This window comes from Okeania hirsuta, from assembly GCF_003838195.1.
Classification (GTDB): Bacteria; Cyanobacteriota; Cyanobacteriia; order Cyanobacteriales; family Microcoleaceae; genus Okeania; species Okeania hirsuta.
Genome location: NZ_RCBY01000152.1, coordinates 1 through 19,191, shown reverse-complemented (window position 1 = coordinate 19,191; position 19,191 = coordinate 1). Strand labels below are relative to the sequence as shown.

General features: G+C 35.2%; 17 protein-coding genes. 3 read left to right on the top strand and 14 right to left on the bottom strand.

Annotated features, from left to right (window positions below; translation table 11 throughout):
• Positions 1-528: 528 nt before the first annotated feature.
• Positions 529-675, top strand: coding sequence for a hypothetical protein (locus tag D5R40_RS35800; protein WP_161564681.1), 147 nt, complete (start codon positions 529-531; stop codon positions 673-675).
• Positions 676-764: 89 nt separating this feature from the next.
• On the opposite strand, the gene larE is transcribed toward D5R40_RS35800, so the two are convergent.
• From larE to fraC, 4 genes are all read right to left on the bottom strand, one after another.
• A complete protein-coding gene (larE, locus tag D5R40_RS21755; RefSeq protein WP_124146982.1) occupies positions 765-1,592 on the bottom strand; it encodes an ATP-dependent sacrificial sulfur transferase LarE in 828 nt (275 codons plus the stop codon).
• Between the two features lie 876 nt (positions 1,593-2,468).
• The gene (locus D5R40_RS21750; protein WP_124155200.1) at positions 2,469-3,242 is read right to left on the bottom strand and encodes an ABC transporter permease; all 774 of its coding nucleotides are present in this window, start codon (positions 3,240-3,242) and stop codon (positions 2,469-2,471) included.
• A gap of 41 nt (positions 3,243-3,283) precedes the next feature.
• Positions 3,284-4,324 carry a DUF5357 family protein gene (locus tag D5R40_RS21745; RefSeq protein ID WP_124146980.1) on the bottom strand — a complete coding sequence of 347 codons (1,041 nt, stop codon included), beginning with the start codon at positions 4,322-4,324 and terminating at the stop codon, positions 3,284-3,286.
• On the bottom strand, positions 4,321-4,824 hold the full coding sequence (fraC, locus tag D5R40_RS21740; RefSeq protein WP_124146979.1) for a filament integrity protein FraC: 504 nt from the start codon (positions 4,822-4,824) through the stop codon (positions 4,321-4,323). Before fraC ends, D5R40_RS21745 begins: the two co-directional genes overlap by 4 nt.
• A 322-nt stretch (positions 4,825-5,146) precedes the next feature.
• Between fraC and D5R40_RS21735 the strand changes: the two genes are divergently transcribed.
• On the top strand, positions 5,147-6,280 hold the full coding sequence (locus tag D5R40_RS21735; RefSeq protein WP_124146978.1) for a cob(I)yrinic acid a,c-diamide adenosyltransferase: 1,134 nt from the start codon (positions 5,147-5,149) through the stop codon (positions 6,278-6,280).
• Between the two features lie 539 nt (positions 6,281-6,819).
• Here the strand turns inward: D5R40_RS21735 and D5R40_RS21725 are convergent.
• From D5R40_RS21725 to D5R40_RS21715, 3 genes are all read right to left on the bottom strand, one after another.
• Complete coding sequence (locus tag D5R40_RS21725) at positions 6,820-7,245, bottom strand: hypothetical protein (protein WP_124146977.1); 426 nt, start codon at positions 7,243-7,245, stop codon at positions 6,820-6,822.
• Between the two features lie 202 nt (positions 7,246-7,447).
• Positions 7,448-7,966, bottom strand: a complete 519-nt coding sequence (locus D5R40_RS21720) for a GNAT family N-acetyltransferase (RefSeq protein WP_124146976.1) — start codon at positions 7,964-7,966, stop codon at positions 7,448-7,450.
• A 487-nt stretch (positions 7,967-8,453) separates the two neighbouring features.
• Positions 8,454-9,026 (bottom strand): hypothetical protein, encoded by a 573-nt coding sequence (locus D5R40_RS21715; protein WP_124146975.1) that lies wholly within the window; start codon positions 9,024-9,026, stop codon positions 8,454-8,456.
• Positions 9,027-9,137: 111 nt separating this feature from the next.
• On the opposite strand from D5R40_RS21715, the gene rpsD reads away from it, so the two are divergent.
• Entirely contained in the window at positions 9,138-9,746 is a 609-nt protein-coding gene (gene rpsD / locus D5R40_RS21710; protein ID WP_124146974.1) for a 30S ribosomal protein S4, read from the top strand.
• A gap of 685 nt (positions 9,747-10,431) precedes the next feature.
• On the opposite strand, the gene moaA is transcribed toward rpsD, so the two are convergent.
• The 7 genes from moaA to D5R40_RS35795 all read right to left on the bottom strand — a co-directional run.
• Entirely contained in the window at positions 10,432-11,418 is a 987-nt protein-coding gene (gene moaA, locus D5R40_RS21705; protein ID WP_124146973.1) for a GTP 3',8-cyclase MoaA, read from the bottom strand.
• Positions 11,419-11,832: 414 nt separating this feature from the next.
• The gene (locus D5R40_RS21700; RefSeq protein WP_124146972.1) at positions 11,833-12,510 is read right to left on the bottom strand and encodes a DUF8692 domain-containing protein; all 678 of its coding nucleotides are present in this window, start codon (positions 12,508-12,510) and stop codon (positions 11,833-11,835) included.
• A gap of 150 nt (positions 12,511-12,660) precedes the next feature.
• A complete protein-coding gene (locus tag D5R40_RS21695) occupies positions 12,661-14,055 on the bottom strand; it encodes a nucleotidyltransferase domain-containing protein (protein ID WP_124146971.1) in 1,395 nt (464 codons plus the stop codon).
• A gap of 286 nt (positions 14,056-14,341) precedes the next feature.
• A complete protein-coding gene (locus D5R40_RS21690; protein ID WP_205127679.1) occupies positions 14,342-16,279 on the bottom strand; it encodes a glycosyltransferase family 39 protein in 1,938 nt (645 codons plus the stop codon).
• Between the two features lie 23 nt (positions 16,280-16,302).
• Positions 16,303-17,532: an RNA-guided endonuclease InsQ/TnpB family protein gene (locus D5R40_RS21685; RefSeq protein WP_124146969.1), complete on the bottom strand. Its 1,230-nt coding sequence runs from the start codon at positions 17,530-17,532 to the stop codon at positions 16,303-16,305.
• A gap of 92 nt (positions 17,533-17,624) precedes the next feature.
• Complete coding sequence (locus D5R40_RS21680) at positions 17,625-18,380, bottom strand: hypothetical protein (protein ID WP_124155197.1); 756 nt, start codon at positions 18,378-18,380, stop codon at positions 17,625-17,627.
• A 151-nt stretch (positions 18,381-18,531) separates the two neighbouring features.
• Positions 18,532-19,191: hypothetical protein (locus tag D5R40_RS35795; RefSeq protein WP_205127678.1), on the bottom strand; the 660-nt coding region annotated here is incomplete at its 5' end.

Below are 19,191 nucleotides of genomic sequence, written 5' to 3'. Positions count from 1 at the left end.
AGTTATGCGCTTCACAAAATGATTTGACTATTGCGACATACGCAACACAGAGGGGAAGTAGATATTTCTCTACGACACACTCGGAAGTTATGCGCTTCACAAAATGATTTGACTATTGCGACATACGCAACACAGAGGGGAAGTAGATATTTCTCTACGACACACTCGGAAGTTATGCGCTTCACAAAATGATTTGACTATTGCGGCATAGGCAACACAGAGGGGGAAGTAGATATTTTTCTACTACACACTCGGAAGTTATGCGCTTCACAAAATGATTTGACTATTGCGACATACGCAACACAGAGGGGGCAGGGCAAACGCATCTCGTCAATAAACTAGGGGTAATTATCAATAAACCGGGTTTTATTGCGCTTGTTGACAATAGACTTTCAACATATAGTGTCTATAAAATCAAATAAACACTACATATAGGGGACGGCAAAATAAGATGCGTTTGCCCTGACAGAGGGGGAAGTAGATATTTTTCTACTACACACTCGGAAGTTATGTGCTTCACAAAATGATTTGACTATTGCGACATCCGTAATAGAAGGGGAGTTAGATATTTTTCTACTGCAAACTCTAAAGTTATGCGCTTCAGAAAATGATTTGACTATTGCGACATCCGCAACACAGAGAGTAAGTAGATATAGCAGTCCCCAAGGTGCTTAGGACATAAAGAGCAAATATAGTATTGGCGGAGCAAGTGTGGCCACTATTCGCCTAATTATGGAAATAATTTAATTTCTCGGAAATCTACCCTAAACTTTTCCTCCCAATACCTCCGGTGACAAAACCTGATTTAACTTCCCACTCCGGTATCCTTCTAAATCTAAAGTGACATAAATAAACCCAAACTCTTTAAATCTTTCTACCAACTGAGGTAAATTTATTGTCAACACAAATTCTTTGATTTGTTCTGGCGGAAGTTCAATTCTGGCAGTATCTTTTTCCGAACGGACTCGTAAATTTTTTAATCCCAAATCTCGCAAATATCTTTCCCCACGACCAACTCTTTGTAACTTTTCAAAAGTAATTTCTTCCCCATAAGGAAAACGGGAACTTAAACAAGGTTGAGCTGGTTTATCCCACCAAGGCAAACCCAATTCTTTAGCAAGTTGTCTAACTTCAAACTTACTAATTCCTAATTCTGCTAAAGGCGATCTAGCTCCTCTTTCTTTTGCTGCTTGAATACCAGGACGATAATCTCGTAAATCATCTGCATTTACCCCATCTACTACATAAGAATAACCCTGCTTTAAAGCTAAAGGTTTAAGAGTATCATGCAATTCACTTTTACAAAAGTAACAACGATTTATAGGATTAGAAGTATAATTTGGATTCTTCATTTCATTAGTTTCTACTTCTTCATGGGAAATGCCAATTACTGCTGCTTGAATACGAGCATCTTCTAAATCTTCAGGTAATAAAGAGGGAGAAATAGCAGTTATAGCTAAAGCTTTATTTCCCAATACATCATAAGCAACTTTTGCTACTAAAGTGCTATCTATTCCGCCGGAGTAAGCAATCAAAGCTTTCTCCATTTCTGAAAATATTTTTTTCAGTTCTTTTAGTTTTTTTGTTAACATTATTTTCTCTATTTATTGATTTTTACTGTTGTTAATTTAATTATTATTGATTATAGCAATTATAGAAGGAAGAGGGAAGAAGGAAGAAGGAAGAAGGAAGAAGACATATTAGATCTTCTGTTGTTTTAGAGATTCCATAAGTCAAGAGTAGTAATGGAAGTTGCTTATAGATGCTAGTAGGGTGCGGTGGAAATACAGCTACTATTTTTATTGATCACTTATTACTCAGTTTTTTGTACAACCTCAAAGCTTCCTCTAGTTAATTGACTTGAGAAAAACCAGACAAATTATTTTTTCTAATACCATTTTTAAATCAAGATTGCCCTAGTCAGATTTTGTGGAAAAATCATCCATTCCTTACCATTGCTAGAATTAACTATTAGCCCAACTTTTCTCACCTACAACCTCAAAGCTTCCTCTAGTTAATTGACTTAAGAAAAACCAGACAAATTATTTTTTCTAATACCATTTTTAAATCAAGATTGCCCTAGTCAGATTTTCTGGGGAAATTCTCAATTAACTGCCATTGCTAGAATTAACTATTACCCAACTTTTCTCACCTACAAGCTCAAAGCTTCCTCTAGTTAATTGACTTAAGAAAAACCAGATAAATTATTTTTTCAAATCATTTTCAAATCCAAGTTTCCCTAGTCAGGTTTTGTGGGGAAATTCTCAATTTCCTACGATTCTTGAAATTAGAACACTTTGCCCAGATAGTGAGGTACAGTTTTAAAATTAATCTCTTTTCTCTACCCCCTACTTCCTACTCCCTAAATTCCTAAAATTTTGTACCTCCAAACTAGAAAAATTGTATAAATATTAGCTCAAACTTTCTCAGCGACAACCTCAAACCTACCACCTAAAACTTTTTTCAATTCAAAACTCTCGCCTAGCAAAAATAGCTATAGTAATTGATAAAATCAACATTGTATAAAGCAAAGCATAACCAAAATTAGTAACTAAAGTAGCTATACTTGGCAGTAGACCATAAACTGAATCATTTTTCAAATCTAATCTGCTTAAATCTGGCAATACTACATATAATCCCATCATTAACTTTTTAATTCCAGGATTATCACTTAACTCACCCAATTTAACCAAATCTCTACTTAAATTCCCCATTAAATAAATGCAAAATGTAAATAATGTCGCTAATAGGGAACTGGTAAATACACCAAATAAAATTGCTACTGCAGTAAGTAAAGATAACTGAATAAAAATAAATATTACTGCTACTAAAATACTAACTATAGGATATGAAATACCACTTAGATTCAGAATTAATCCATATATTATTGTCATAGTCAACAATAAAACAGCCAAAACTGCTGATAAACCAATATATTTACCAATAATTAATTCCGAACGACTTAATGGTTTAGCAATCAAAACATAAACAGTGCGTTTTTCAATTTCTTTATTCACCAAAGCAGTGCCAATAAAAACCGTCACTATCAAACCTAAAACACTAATAACTGCTAACCCAAAATCTAAGATTATTTTATCCTCCGTACCTACAGATAATTCTGGGATTAATCTAATAGCAGCAATCATTAATAAAGCAAAAAAAATAATTAAATAAAGGATACGATCACGAATTACTTCCCAAAATACATTTTGAGAAATTGCCAGAATTCTCCCTAGATTCATAAAATGTTTCCTAACCTCCTATTTCCACTTATTTTTTATCTCTAAATTTTTGTCACATCTTCTGACTGGTTTTCTGGTTTAACCAGTTTCTTTTCTACAGCACTACATTCAACATTTCCAACTCTAATTGGTACTGCTTCATTTTGTGAAGTATTACCATAACTTCTTTGACCTACTTTTTCTTCGATTTTACAATTTTTACTCAGATAATAACCTTCATCTTTTGCTGTAATTCCTTCCCAAAATAATTGTAACTCTAACTGATATCCAGACTGATTAGCAACTATTGGCGTTTGTAACTTCCAGAAATCATCTTCTTTAACTTCAGATATTTCTTTAGTCACTTCATCTTTAATATTTTGCAGTTTCAACTTCATATTAGGTACGGATAATTCCACTCTTTGAGTTGCTAACTGATTGTTCAATTTCTCTTGCATTAAATTCAGAATTTTTGCGCCTCTATAATCGTTTATTGAAGGCTTTATCAGTCGATAAACAAATGTACTTTTACTCAAATCATCCTCTCCCATGGTGGGATATTGTTGTACTATTCCCTGAATCACAAAATATAATCCCAACCAACAACTAACCAAAAAATTGACCAAAACTAAAATGACAAAACTAGGCTTTGATAATACATCAACTTTTTGTTCTGTCGATTCTTCCGGAGTATTCAATACCAAAATTATCGCTGCTATGCACACTGCAATTATTGGCCAAGATATTATAGCTACATACTTCAAATTTATCTCTAATTTTTCATATAAAAGAAAGCAAATTAACCCTGCTGTAATCCAGGGACTTAAACTGATACCTCGAAATACAAATGGTTTCTGAGTTGTCAACCATCCGACAGCAAATGTTAAAAATAACCAGCTTAAAACAGAGATAAAATCAACTTCTACTTCCCTATTACTATCAATTTCAGACACAGCTATTGACACCAGTAATAACATTCCGCTCAACAATAAAAATGTTTGCCAATGCCAGAACTTAGGAGGAAGTAATAAATTTAGTAGATTCTTTAAAAAGTCCGTAATACCTTTAAACAGATCGGTAAAACTTTTCCAAATTTCTTTCATGTTAATTCAAACCTCTGCAGAAATAAAATAGATACTATTGCTAAATGACTGCAAGTATGAGCCAGTGTAATTACTAAAAACTTTGGCGTTCTTAATTCTCCTAATGCTCGTGATAAATCAATCATATTACCACTATTTTTAGGCTTTTCATTCCATAAATTTTCACAGAAATTAAAACCGATAAACTTCACAATTAGAGAAATCAAAAAGCTCAGAAATATGAAAAGTATAAATACAGGATAAATTGTGCCTATCTTACCAAATAAAATATAAGCTACGATTTCTTTTTCCAACAAACCTGGGACAATACTTACTACATAAAAAAAGGATATCCATCCTATACAAGTAGAAATTAAATTCATTACAGTTGCATACTCAACACTAACTTTTGGAATAAAATTAAGTCGGTATTGAAGAAAAAATGATTCAATGGCAATTACTAATAATAATATTAAAGATCCAGAGACAATAGCCCTCAAAGGCAAAATAGTTAAGTTCATAGCTAATTTTTGGGGACAAAGTAAATAAAATATGATTCAGTCGGTCTAAATTTTGATATTATCTAAGTTAAGCTGATATAAATTCCGCTAACTGTGTTAAAAAATGTGAATTGCTCTAATATAAACTTCATTTAGTTGAGTTACATAATGATTAAAGTAATCAGTAGCGAGAAGGTAAGTTGCTTTAGAGAAACTCTAATATTGTCTATCCCTCCTTCCTTATTTCCCGATCGTCACAGTTAACTTGTAAGTTTTGTCCAATACGGAATTACTATCAAAAAAATAATTACAAATTATAAATACCTACTTACTTATGAGACCTATGAGAAGAAACGGGATTGGCATACGCACTGCACAAGCCATGTCAGAAAGAATTGTGGGACAAATTCATGTTTACGATGGCTCCAGCAAAGGTAAATCTCAAGCAGCATTAGGAGTAGTTTTACGTTCCATAGGTCTAGGGATACATTCTGACTCTCTAACTAGAGTATTACTACTGAGATTTCTCAAAGGTCCTGACCGTTCTTATGATGAAGATGCTGCTATAGAAGCCTTACAGAAAGGCTTTCCTCATCTAATAGACCAAGTACGCACTGGTAGAAGTGAATATTTTGGCCATGATGAAATTATTACATTTGACCGTCAAGAAGCCCAAAGAGGTTGGGATGTGGCCAAAGGAGCGATCGCTTCTGACTTATATTCAGTTGTGGTCTTGGACGAACTAAATCCAGTTTTGGACTTAGGTCTGTTACCAGTGGATGAGGTCATTCACACTATAAAGGATAAACCAGAACAGTTAGAAATTATTGCGACAGGTCGTGCAGCTCCTCAGGCATTGTTGGACATCGCCGACTTACATTCAGAAATGAAACCCCATCAACACCCAACTGCTCAAGCTCATAATATTACAGGGATTGAAATTTATACTGGTGCTGGTAAGGGTAAGTCTACTAGCGCTTTGGGTAAAGCATTACAGGCCATAGGTAGGGGTATTAGTCAAGACCAATCTCATCGAGTCCTAATTATACAATGGCTCAAAGGAGGTATTGGTTATACAGAAGATGCAGCGATCGCCGCTTTACGTCAAAGCTACCCAAATTTAGTGGATCATCAACGTTGTGGTGGAGATGCTATTGTGTGGCGAGGACAACAAAAAGAAATAGATTTTGTCGAAGCAGAAAGGGGTTGGGAAATAGCTAGGGCAGCTATAGCTTCTGGTTTATATAAGACTATTATTTTAGATGAACTTAATCCTACTGTAGATTTAGAATTATTAGAAGTAGAGCCAATAGTTGAAGCTTTATTACGCAAACCAAAAGATACGGAGGTAATTATTACTGGTCGTTGTCTTAATCCACCAGCATATTTTGATTTGGCTAGCGTTCATTCAGAGGTTTTCTGTCATAAACATTATGCTAATCATGGGGTGGAGTTAAAACGTGGAGTTGATTTTTAAAAAGCGGTCAGTAGTCAGTCGTCAGCAGTCATCAGTCAGCAGTAAACGTTTAGAAGGGGAATGTTACCCCTCTGCGCACCTTCCGGTTTATAGAAACTGGGGATATTTTACCCAAGTAGGAGCAAATGGCTATTCGCCCCTACAAGCTGATAGTTGTTTGCATAGCATTCTGGTAGGGAAATGCGCTCAAGCTAATAGCTAGTTAGGGTTTGCTGATTAAATCTAAAAGCATTCACATATAAAGACAAGTGCCTTTTTGGAGCCTTTAAAAAGTACCTGGTTTTCAGCTCTTCACGCCCAAAAAGGAGCGTATTTTAGGCGCATAGTTGGACAGAAAAATCTTGGGAAAATTCTTACTCCTACCTCCTCTACATTCCCATTTCTCACCTTCTGGGAGGGGTTAGGGGTGGGTTGTCTCCTGTCTCCTACCCCAGCAAAAAGACTTTATTCAGCACACCCTAATTAAAAAATCAAAAAACTCCCAGCTTTGAGTAACTGGAAGTCCTACAGAAAATTATTTTTGTCCAATGACAATAAAATTATTTGACGAGAGAAATTTCTTTTTCAGCTTGCTCAGATACAACTTCATTATCTTCTACTAAGTCTAGCTCGCCACCTGGTGCTTCAGGATGCTGTTGAACCAGTTTTTCTTCTGCTGGTACTTCCATAAATTCATTCCCAGTATCGACATCAGTTTCTGCTTTACGAGTAATATAACGATTAGCAGAAAAAGCACCTAATCCCATTAAACCTACTGTACCAGCAGCAATACCAGCAATAGCAAAGTCAGACTTACCGGGAAAATTTTTGCTTAACCAAGAGTTTAATGAAACTAATGATGTTTTCGACATCGAATCTTTACCCTTGTTGCTGAAAATACAAGCTTCTGCGGTACTAGAAAAAAGTACACCACCAGCGATCGCTACAGTGGACAAAACACTGGCCATAATATAATGTTTTTTCATTGTTTTTCAGTAAAGTCCCTTTTGATTAAGGAATTTTAACAGCACTTTCTAAAAGTCGCAACCAAAGCAAAAAACTTATACCAATTTGATCAATGTTTGCTACAAATAGCTAGGGTACTTTTTAGGAGTCAGGAGTCAGGATGAATATCTTCGATGTCATTTATTAGTCCATAAATCATCTTTTTAGTCAATCAGTACCAGGTCATCGAGGTGGGAACTGGTCGCTAGGATGCTGCCAGATCTGCTCCGTTGAGTAAGGACCTGTGATGGTGGAAGTAGAGACGATACCGTCCAGGCAACCTGGGGTCAGGGCCTTAGCGAACCAACACTCAATTGGAGCCTCGGTCTTAACCGGGAATCCGATCTTATGTGGGGTGTTGTATCGACGACCGTAGTGAAACGGTTGACCAGCGACAAAGATTGCGTCTGCATCGAGTTGTTTCTCTGCCTCTTCCATCAGGCGTGTGGCGTAACGCTTGCCTTGGTATTCGGGCAACACTGCTAGTGGTGCTAGGACGTACACTTTCAGGTGTGGTGCTTCGTCAATTGTCATCGGGGTGTAGCAAGCTTGGGCGACTCCCTTGTAAATGATAGAGAAACTACCGTCTTCTATCAGGTCTCTAGCCAGGTCGGCGTAGAGTTTGGCGTGCCGCTCGTCATAGAGTCCTCCAGCTGCGGCGAAAGCTTCATACTGGATCTTCCAAGCAAGTTCGGTGGTCATAGTGCCTTGTTTGAGTACATTAATTAGTAACGCCCCTGACTGGTGGAGTCAAGATTTGGACAGCCTTCGTTCTTATTCACCTTCACCGCATTGATCGGGTTCGAGTAGACCCTCGCTCCCGGAGGGAACAAATTGCTCTCCGGGCACAACCTATTTGAATAAATAAAGAAAAAAGATGTTGCTGGATCTAAGGTATGAAAATAAAAACTGAAGAATCTCAAATATTTGTCATTTATATAGTTTAGCAATCGCCAAAGAATACAAATCATACCCACGTATCAACAACACCAGAAAAAAATATTGTTCGCTAATCCTATCCACCTTAAGGAAAGTTCATTAATTGATAATTGATAATGGATAATTGATAATTACCTCTGGTTAAAACCGAGAGGATTGAATATAAGGAAATATTACTTCTTTTTTCCCCTTAAAAGGGGAGGCTTTAAACCAAAATTATTTAATAATTAATAATTATTTAAAACTGCCTTTAACTTTCTTCGTCTGGAGAAATATCACTGATTTCTGCATCAGGATTAAGGCAATTAGATAATAATTCTTCTGTAGTTAATTCCACATTAGCACTTAAACCAACAACACAAGAAGAAAAACGTTCGGGAAGTAAACTCAGACGACAACTTTCTAAAATAGCAGCTTCATTAGACTTATCTTGAATTGATTCATTAATTGTTTCTACACAAGTGCCCAACTCATCAACTCTTCTAACTCGTTGACAATTAAATAGAATATCTTCTGCTGAAAGTTCTTCTGTTGTACTATCATATATTTTTGTAACGCATCCTGATAAACCTCTGGGTTTGAGAGCTGCACCACAAGCATTAGCTACTTCTGCTTCAGATAAACCCACACTTAGCAATTCTTCAGAGCAAATTTTAAAAGATTTTTTATTTGCTTGAGCTGTTGCTAATTCCGGATTAACTATCAACAGGCCATAACTAAAAACTCCTAATAAATAAATCCAGCGCCAATGAAAGAATTTAATAGATAGAGAAAACTTCTTAAGGAATAAATTAGAAAAGTTAATGTTAGAAATATTAGGCATAATAAATAAATCAATAGGTTTACTATTCAAGAAAGGTCAATTGACAAAGCCTTGGTTAAATAGTATATAATATAAGATTGTGGTTAAATTTGATGTTAATGAGGAAATTATATGTCTCGATATAGAGGTCCACGCTTAAGAATAGCGCGTCGTCTTGGTGACTTACCAGGACTGACTCGCAAAAGTCCCAGACGTGCTTATCCCCCTGGTCAACATGGTCAAAATCGCAGAAAGCGCTCAGAGTATGCAATTCGACTAGAAGAAAAGCAAAAACTGCTTTATAATTATGGTCTCAGAGAACGGCAACTCCTACGTTATGTAAAAAAAGCTCGTCGTGCAGCAGGTTCCACAGGACAAGTATTATTGCAACTACTAGAAATGCGTTTAGATAATACTGTATTTCGTTTAGGAATGGCACCAACTATTCCCTCAGCACGACAGCTAGTTAATCATGGTCATGTAACAGTAAATGGTAAAGTTGTTAGTATTGCTAGTTATCAGTGTAAACCAGGAGAGGTAATTAGTGTTAGGCAAAAAGAGGCTTCTCAGGAATTGGTAAAAACTAATCTTCAATATCCTGGTTTAGCTAATATTCCTAGCCATTTAGAATTTGATAAAAATAAACTTGTTGGTAAGGTTAATAGTATTGTGGAACGGGAGTGGGTGGCACTTCAAATTAACGAACTATTAGTTGTGGAATATTACTCCAGACAAGCATAGAGATTTTATATCAGGGAACAGGGAACAGGGAACAGGGAACAGTAGGAAAAACATTTTCCCTTCTTTGGTTTATTATCAGTCTATGTCCTAATTAGGGTTTGCTGAAAAAGTCTTTGAGTAGGGGTAGGAGACAGCTATACTGGAGACAGGAGACAGGAAAAACGGGCAATGAGCGAGGAGGTAGGAGTAAGAATTGTTCCTTGATTTTTCTGTCATGCTCTTGCCTAAAATACGCTTCATGCATGAGCGTCAAGAGCTGAAAACCAGGCACTTTTTAAAGACTCCAAAAAGCCTAAAGTCTTTAGATGTCAATGCTTTTAGATTTGATCGGTAAGCCCTAATTAACTCGTTCTTTGCTATAGTTTTTTATCTTAAATTTTTGATTTACTCAACTAAACCCCGTTTAGTTTATTTTTAGGCGGGGTTAATGAAGTTAGAAGTCAAAAGTCAAAAATTAAGAGTCAGAATTTTTTTTGGTAACTGGGATTTTGAACAACTCTCCAAAAACATTTCGCCTCAAAAGGCTGGGTTTTAGACCCAATTATTTTGATAATATTGAAGAAGACAGAAGGCAGAAGGAAAAATTGCTGATGATAGTCAACGACCGATCATTTCGTGTCTTATAACCCCAAACAATTTTAAGCACTCCCGTTGATAACTGATAACTGATAACTGATAACTGATTTCAACCACCAATTTGTGACATAGTTCGACCATAACTTCCAGTAGTGCCAGACTCTCTTTGTTTAAAATTAATTTCTGGTTTAATACCCAACAAATATTCTACCTGCTGCCGTAACTCCTCAACAGAAACCCCACTACGCAGCGCACTTTTTAAATCTATTTGACCCATTTCATTCAAAAGGCAAGGTCTTAACCATCCATCTGCTGAGAGACGCATTCTATTACAGCGATCGCAAAAACATTCTGACATTTGACTAATAAATCCCAGTGTCCCTTTTGCTCCAGGAATCTGAAATACATCGGCAGGGCCATTTCCTTTAACAGAAGATTCTGTCAACCCCCATCGTTTCCTAATTTTTTGCCGTAATTCTTCTGAAGATATCCAACCTCGATCGTCAAATAATTTATCGTTACCAATGGGCATAAATTCAATAAATCTAACGTGCCAATTACGGTCAATAGTTAAAGCTGCTAAGTCTAAAACTTCATGGTCGTTAACCCCAGGAATTACCACTACATTTATTTTTAAAGGGTCAAAACCTACATCATAAGCAGCTTGAATGCCATTCCAAACCAGTTGCCAACGACTACGACCCCGATTACCAATAATTATATTAAAAGTATCTGAGTCTAGAGAATCTAAACTAATATTAACTCTTCTCAAGCCAGCTTTATATAAATCTTTTGCCATACCCGCCAACAAAAATCCATTAGTGGTCATTGATAGGTCCTGGGTTTCTGGGAAAGAGGCGATCGCTTCTACTAAATCTATCACACCAGGACGTAATAAAGGCTCGCCTCCGGTTAATCGAAACTGAGTAAAACCTACAGGAATAAAAACTTCTTTTAGTAGAGTTAATAATTCATTATGAGTTAGTAAGTTTTGTTGTAATACATAGTTAATTTCTGCACCTTCTGGCATACAATATTGACACCTAAAATTGCAACGATCTATCAGACTAATTCTTAAATAATCAACTTTATTCATGTTAAAAATATTGTATGGAATACAATTTGATATTATACTGAATAGCTAAGATATTTCTTAGGAGTCAGGAGTCAGGAGTCAGGAGTCAGAATGAATGGCTTTAATAGCAGTTTTTAGGTCTGAATTTATCTTTTTAGCCTAAGATATATCTCCTATAAAATATTTTAATGACATAGTCAGAGTTAAAGACGGAAAAAAGCTATAGCAGGGAATAGTTCAGGAAAGCAACAGCTCATCTGTGAGAAAAGTAAAGTATCTCTTGTGTCTTACAGTTCATCATCAACATAAGTCAAACACCAACTCGTTCCTTGCTATAGAATTTGGATTCTAAATTTCAGTAAGTTGCATAGATAAATATCTGAGCATTATTAAAACAGATTCTTTTGATGAAGTTTAGGTAGGAAAATATTTTTCTTACTGTTGCCTCTTGACTATTGCCTGTTCCCTGCAATAGCACAAAAGTGCATAAATAAAGACAACAACTCCTAACATTTCAAAAAACTCTTCAATCGTTACCAAGATTTCATAAAAAAAGTTATTAGTATCATACAAATAAGCGTAATATCCACCAACCATTTCCATCCCTATTCCACCTCCAACATAAAATATTCCAGCGAGAAAAAATAGATATTTTATTTTTCTAGGCAGAGACTGAAGAAATTTTAGATAAATGAATAGAACAGTCATAACTAATATTAATCCTGGAATTACCCAAGTGTAATAAAATATTCCCGTCGCATTCAGCATATCTCGCAAAGGATGAATTAGTTGTTCGTGCAAGCTAATTGTTTCATCAAGTCCTAGATAGAAAAATATGACAGATAGACCTATCCACTTCCAAAGATATTTATCCTTCTGTTGCCATTTTTTATGAGAAATTATTCCCAGAATGACACAGCAAAAAAATAAACTAAAAGATGAAAATAATGAAGGAATGGTATATTCTCCATCTACATTAAATTTATCAATCAATTCGGTAGAATTAGAGAAACCATAATATTGAAAAAACTGCCCGGTAATACTGGCAATAGTTAAGCCAATAACAATAAATATCAGAAATATAATGGTTTTTTTGGGAGATAAATAAATCATATTAAAGTTACTAATTTAGGAGCGTGAAATTTTGGCGACATAATCTAAATTTTGTAACGCCCCGTTCACCAGTAGCTAGACAAGGGGATTTTTACGAGTTACTCATGCCAAAATATAGCATGAAATTATCAATCTTTTATTACTGCAAACCTAAAGAATCTGCTCTCGATTATCATAAATAAGTTCCATTTTTGATAATTCATTTTCCGAGCAAATAGTAAAATATATTTTAATTTCACTTCCTTGAAAATATTTATTTATTTCATTTTTTATAAGTTCAATTCCACTCATTGCATTCTTATCAGGATCAACTAATATTATATCTATGTCATTAAATATTTTATGCCTAAGATAAGAACCGAAAAGATAAACTTTACAATTACATTTAAGAATTTCACTTTTTTTCAATGCAGATGATAATCTACTTATCCTGCTTGCTTTCTCATCCTTAAGCAAATAGTTAAAATATTTTTCCCCTTGATAACGAATTGCTCCCATGAATTCTCTGAGCATAAAAAGACCAATATTACTATTGATACATTCTTTTTTAGCACTTATAGAATAATTAGAATAGGGATTAGAGCAAATAATAGCGTCTATATTTGGATCGACTGATTGAATCTTTTCAAGTGTATATTCAGTAAAGTAATAGGTATTAGTAACAAATACTTTTAGTTCCCTTTCATCACTTAAAATAACTTTGAATATTGCCCTATTTAAAGCATTCATTTCTTTGATAAATGAATGATTTGCTAAATACTCATTTATATATTTGGATATAGTATATTTTCTGTACTCTATTTCCTCTTCCCCTCTAACTTCTAAATCTTGCGTTTGTATTCCTAATTTATTTTTCACAAAATGATCGAACTCTCGTGGAAAAAGTTTGTAATCATTTACCTTCTCTTCAAAAAGACAATTTTCTTTGAAAGAATCCGCATGAATTTTATATCGAAGCATTTGTCTATAAAGCTCCCAAGGATATTTAAAATTGCGTTTATTCCCTTCAATTAAATCAATAATTTTTTGATTATTAGGTAAAATTGTGTCAAGACATCTTTTCTTCCATACTTTTTTCACATCGCCTGAATTTCCTTTTGTTGCCTGTTCTGAAAATGGACCATATTCCTCAAAAATAGACCTATTTTCTTCTAAAAGGTCATTTACTTCTCTCAAAATCTCATTTTCATCAGTGGTTACCAGAGTCTTAAAAAGTGCTTGGATTTTACTAGAGTGTTGCTCTTTCCATTCGCAGATTTTTTCGACTGAATATTTATCCTCAAGTTCATCTATCATCTTATGGCAATCAAGACAAAGCATAATTAAGTTAGACGTACCATTCTTTTGTATAGAATCAGCTAGTGCGTGTTCTGAGCGATGTCCAGTATTTCCTGCCCCAATAATATGAGCAGCATTGGCTATACTGACAGATTCATCTCCAATATCCGAAAACAGGTACTTATGACAACTAGGGTTTTGACAAAATCCTCCGCACTGAGACCATAACTTTCGTTTTGTATTAGTTGATATTGATTCCCTAGCCATTTATGATATTTGCTGTATTGATTTGGATGAAGGTTTGAATAAGTAATACTAACATGAGATTTCTAATATTTAGGCAATTCTCTAATGTCTAATTTATAGTTAAGACGTACCGCCTTTTTAGGCTTATAAAAATCCCTTCGTTCAAAAGTTTATCACCAATAAATCTAACAATAAGTTTACCTTTTAGCGTTAGTTTTCATGGATAATTTTGCAGAAAAATATAGTATTTGAAAAAGCATATATTAATCTTTGAACCCACTGATATATCCAACAAAAAAATCAAATTTTAACGACAATGATACAACTTATAACGATAACCATTTATTTTAGGTAGAGAATTAGAATACTTCCGACAATTGAAAGTTTCTAAATCGCTTCCTTCCACTTTCAAATTAACTGCCCATAAATCTAGAGGTCGTGGTGTTTGAGAAAGGAATTTAGCCAAAGCTGAATCAGGAATTAATCTTTGCTCTTGTTGTCTTTTCATTAATAAAAATCGAGGTTGAAAAAAACTAGAGATATTGATTTTCTCTTCTTGACGTTTAAATTCCAGACCAAGGGCAATTAAAGCCCGAATTTCAGCATGAGTTTGATAAGTTGTAGCAATTAAAGACGGATTTTTAGACTGTTTTTTAATTGCCTCAACTAAAAGGTCTGCACGCCGTGATTTTTGATATCCATAATTACTAACCACCGTTAATCCACCGCATAAACCCATTAACAAAACAACAACAACAACTCTTTTATTAATCAGTTTTAAATTTGCCGAAATTAAATCTTTTTTCGTTGCTCCTTCCCCTTTTATTTTCCCACTTCCCAACTTCTGTAAAAAATTTATTAACTGGAAAAATTGAAAATTTTTCTCCTTCTCAGAAAAAACATTTTCCACCTCTGCCTGATTTTCCAAATTATCAAAATAATTGGGTCTAAAACCCCACCTTTTAAGGCGAAATATTTTTGGATAGTTGCTCAAATCCCCGTTATAAAAATCACTTCTGATAACTTCGTTAACCCAACACTTGCCCAAAATTGCCGCCAATAAAATAATGACAATAGGAAAATAAACAAAATGATAACGAGCAGCAAGAGATAAATCTTTACCCATACCATAAATAATAAGTAAAAATAAAGCGATCGCTCCTACAAAAAAACCGACAAAAACCTGAAAAGACAAACGGTTATCAATATCATTCATCTGTACTTTCCCACCTTGCCATAAACCAGGAGCAACCCAAACCAACATAATCAAAAGTGTCACTCCAGATAAAATAGTCACAAATAAACTTGTCCCTTCAATGGGCAAAAGCCATACCATTGTCAATACCCAACCCAATAAACGAGGGATAGGATGCCAAATTTCATCAAGCTCAAAGCTAGTTGATATCCAGTCAGTAAGTTGACTATTGCCAATACCACCCATAATAGGCAACCAAACCAAACAACTAATAAACGTTCCCAGAGCAACCAAATAAATTCGCCACCAATAACGTTGAAATAGGTTTTGAATATCTCTCAACCAAAACCAAGCAATAACTAACCCCTCCGCACTCAACGCCAAGGCAAAAAAATAGTGAGTGGAAATTCCCAAACTATTAATTATAACCCAAAGAAACCCCAGCCATATTGGAAATATCTTGCGTTTTTGGAGATAAGGCATTATTGCTGTCAAACAAGTTACAGAAGCAATAATCCATAAAATAGTTAAAGTGTAATGACGAGATTCTTGGGCGAGGTAAATGCCATAAGGAGAAATTGCCATTAATGCTGCTGCTATATGACCTATTAATGGAGAAAACGCCAAGCAACCCAAGCCAAAAATTGCCGGAATAGCAATTACACCAAAAATAGCACTGAGCGATCGCCCTACCCAAAGAGAAACCAATTCTCCGTCAGTGGTGAATAATTTAAACCACAAATGATTTAGTACAAAATAGAGTGGAGGATGATTATCTTCACCCAGTAGATGATGAATAACATCGGTAGGAGTAGAGGTTGACTCAAATTGTAAGGGTGACAGTAATTGGTCTAGACTAATAACTCGATCTAAAGGTAGGTCAAAAAAGCTATGACCTAGACTATAACCCAATGTAGCAATTTCGATAGATGAGGCAGATTTTTCAGCTAAGTTTGTCCAACGTAGAGTAATGCCTAGAACTATCCAACTAAATAGCAGTATTAGATGCAACCACCTCTGATGATTTTGGTTAACTCGATCATTTCTCATTCTTTTGAGTGACATCTCCCACACTAAGCTGACGCTATAGTATGGACTTCTCGTTTCCTAGCCCCGGTATCCCGTCGGGCTCCACGAGCTTTAAGGACGGAATGCCCTACCGCCCTATTTTTGATATTTATCGCCGCATTTAAGTCGCGGTCTATTACTATGCCACAATGCGGACAAGAATGAGTTCGTATGTCTAATTCTTTAGGGACTTTTTCTCCACAATTTGAGCAATCTTGGCTTGTATTTTTGGGGTTCACAGCTATAGTCTTTTGTCCAGCATTTCCAGCTTTGACAGTTAAAATAGATAAGAATTGTCCCCATCCAGCATCATTAATTGATTTACTCAAACGGGTTTTTGCTAGCCCTTTAATATTTAAGTTTTCATGGGCGATAACTTCAGCTTTTGATAATAATTCATTGGCTGTTTTGAAGTGAAAGTCTTTACGCTTGTCAGCTACTTTTTTATGTTGTTTAGCCACAGCTAGAAGAGCTTTTAACCATCTTTTGCTACCTTTCTTTTTACAGGATAAGCGTTTTTGTAGAGTCTTTAATCGCTTCTGAGATGAGCGATAATATTGAGGAATGGGAACCGACTCTCCGTTACTTGTTACCAAAAAGTCTTTTAACCCCATATCTATCCCCAAAGTATTTTCTGAGGTAGGTTTAACTTCAGTTGTGAACTGAGGAACCGACTTATCTTCTAGGGATAGCGTCACATAATAACCATCAGCTTTGCGACTAATAGTAACAGTTTTGATTTGAAATCCTTCTGGTATTGGTCGATGCTGAATCAACTTTACCTTACCAATTTTGGGCAAGTTTATCTTGTTTCCTTCAATGCAGTCTTGCTTGATTTGAGGATAGCAAAAGCTTCGATAACGTCCTTTTCCCTTAAACCTTGGCTTCCCTAATCTAGTTCCATTTTTGTCTGCCTTAAACCATCTATCAAAGGCAAGTTTTACCCGTTTTGTGCAGTCTTGTAATACCTGAGAATGAATTAGCTTGTATTCAGGAAACTTATCTTTGGTATTGACTAAATCTCGTTTTTGAGAGTAATAATCTGGATTATCTCTTAGTTGAGGAATTGGCATCACCAAAGGGCAAGCGTTAACTGGACAACGATTTTCTGACCACCACGAAAACCGCTCTCCTAACCTATAGTTGTACTGCCGACGCAACAATTCTAACCACATTTCTATTGTGGCTATTTGTTCTTTGTTGGGTAATAGCTTGTACTGGTAGGCGGTTCGCATATTTACTTTGATTTGGTGTATGCTTTTATTATATAGTAATGAGCGCTGGTATATTTACAAAATTATTAATTATTAATTGTCGAACATATTCATCAATTTTTTGTAGGTGCTAAACAAGTATACATATTATTCTTTGATCCAACTACTGGTTTAACTTGAACAATATATTTATTAATCACCTTTTCTACTTCAATTTTTACATAATTAGACATTAAAGATAACCATCCATCAATATCAATATGCATCCACTTTTTACTAGCCTTATTATCAACAGCAAACTCAAGCAAGCGACTCATATTTGCTGAACCTGCTGTTTCACTAACTTCTTTCATCATAGAGTAAGTCAAGCTGTAAAAAGGTTCGGAACCTTGTTGAAAATATGTTTCCCACCCACTCCAATCTAAGTCCTTACGAGTTAACACTTTCTCAGCAAAAACAGTAGCCAGACCCTCTACATAACAATCAAGTAATTGCGCATTTAATAAGTGAAAAATTTCATGACTTAACTGTCCGTAAAAAGCATATTCAGAGGGTTGATGACTTAAATAGATAGTAAACTCACCTTGATTCGCATTATTAAGTGAAGCTAAAGGTGTTGTGTGTAAGCGTAAATTTATTTTTTTTACAGCTATTCTTGGCTCGCCGTAGAGTTGTTGACTATAATTAAAACCTGATTTAATAAAAGCATAAATACTAGCATTATTTAAACTATTATCTAAAGCGTTAACTTCTGGTGATGAAATAAATTGAACAGAAACTTTCTGCAGTTTTAAATTAGGAATGTAGAGAAAAATCAGCAATGAAATAAATATAGTGAATAATAGCTTAGGTCTGATAAACTTTAGCATAATTTGTATCAAAATCAACACGGATTAAATTTTTTATTTCGCTAATTAATATTGATATTGATGAAATCAAAAAAATCTATGACTATTTCCCAAAAACAAGCGTTCAATAGAGAAATAGCCCATAAAAAAACTCAACTCGATATCGCTTATTCTATATCTCAGAAGTACGGGGTGTTAACAAGAAAAGCTCTAATGTGCCATTAACCTTAATTTTGTAAACTTCTTCAGCTTTAAACTTCTTTTCAATGCCAGACAGTAGATTTGGTGATGGATTAGCATATGCTAACCAGATACGCGATCTAGTTTTTGGTAAACTTTCCAGCCAACTTTCTACAGCTTGGGGATTATCTTCAGGTTCGTCTATTCTTACCTCAATAGTTGCAGAACCCCTATAGTAATGATTCAATGCTCTGGGACGTGACTGATTAGCTTTCCAAACAATTACGTCCCCAGACTGCTCGTTGGTTTGAATAAGTTGGACAAAACCCCGCCAATCTTCTCGATCCTTTACTGTATAGTAACGCTTCAAACCCCCACCAATAGCAACAAAATATATCAGAGCGATCGCCACTACCGGGATTCGCCACCGACGCCAAACCCCCATAAACCCTGCTGCCAAAAGGATAAAAAGATAGGGGGCAGTAAACAGAAGGTAACGATCTACCCAGAGAGAACGGGAAATTTGAGAAACTAAAAATATTGGAATTAAAGGTAAAAATCCCCAGGCAGCTGCCCAACCAAGTTTATGTGAATTTCGTTTCTCAAAAAAGGCTAAACCTATTAAACTAGCTACCATTACGGAGTAGAGATT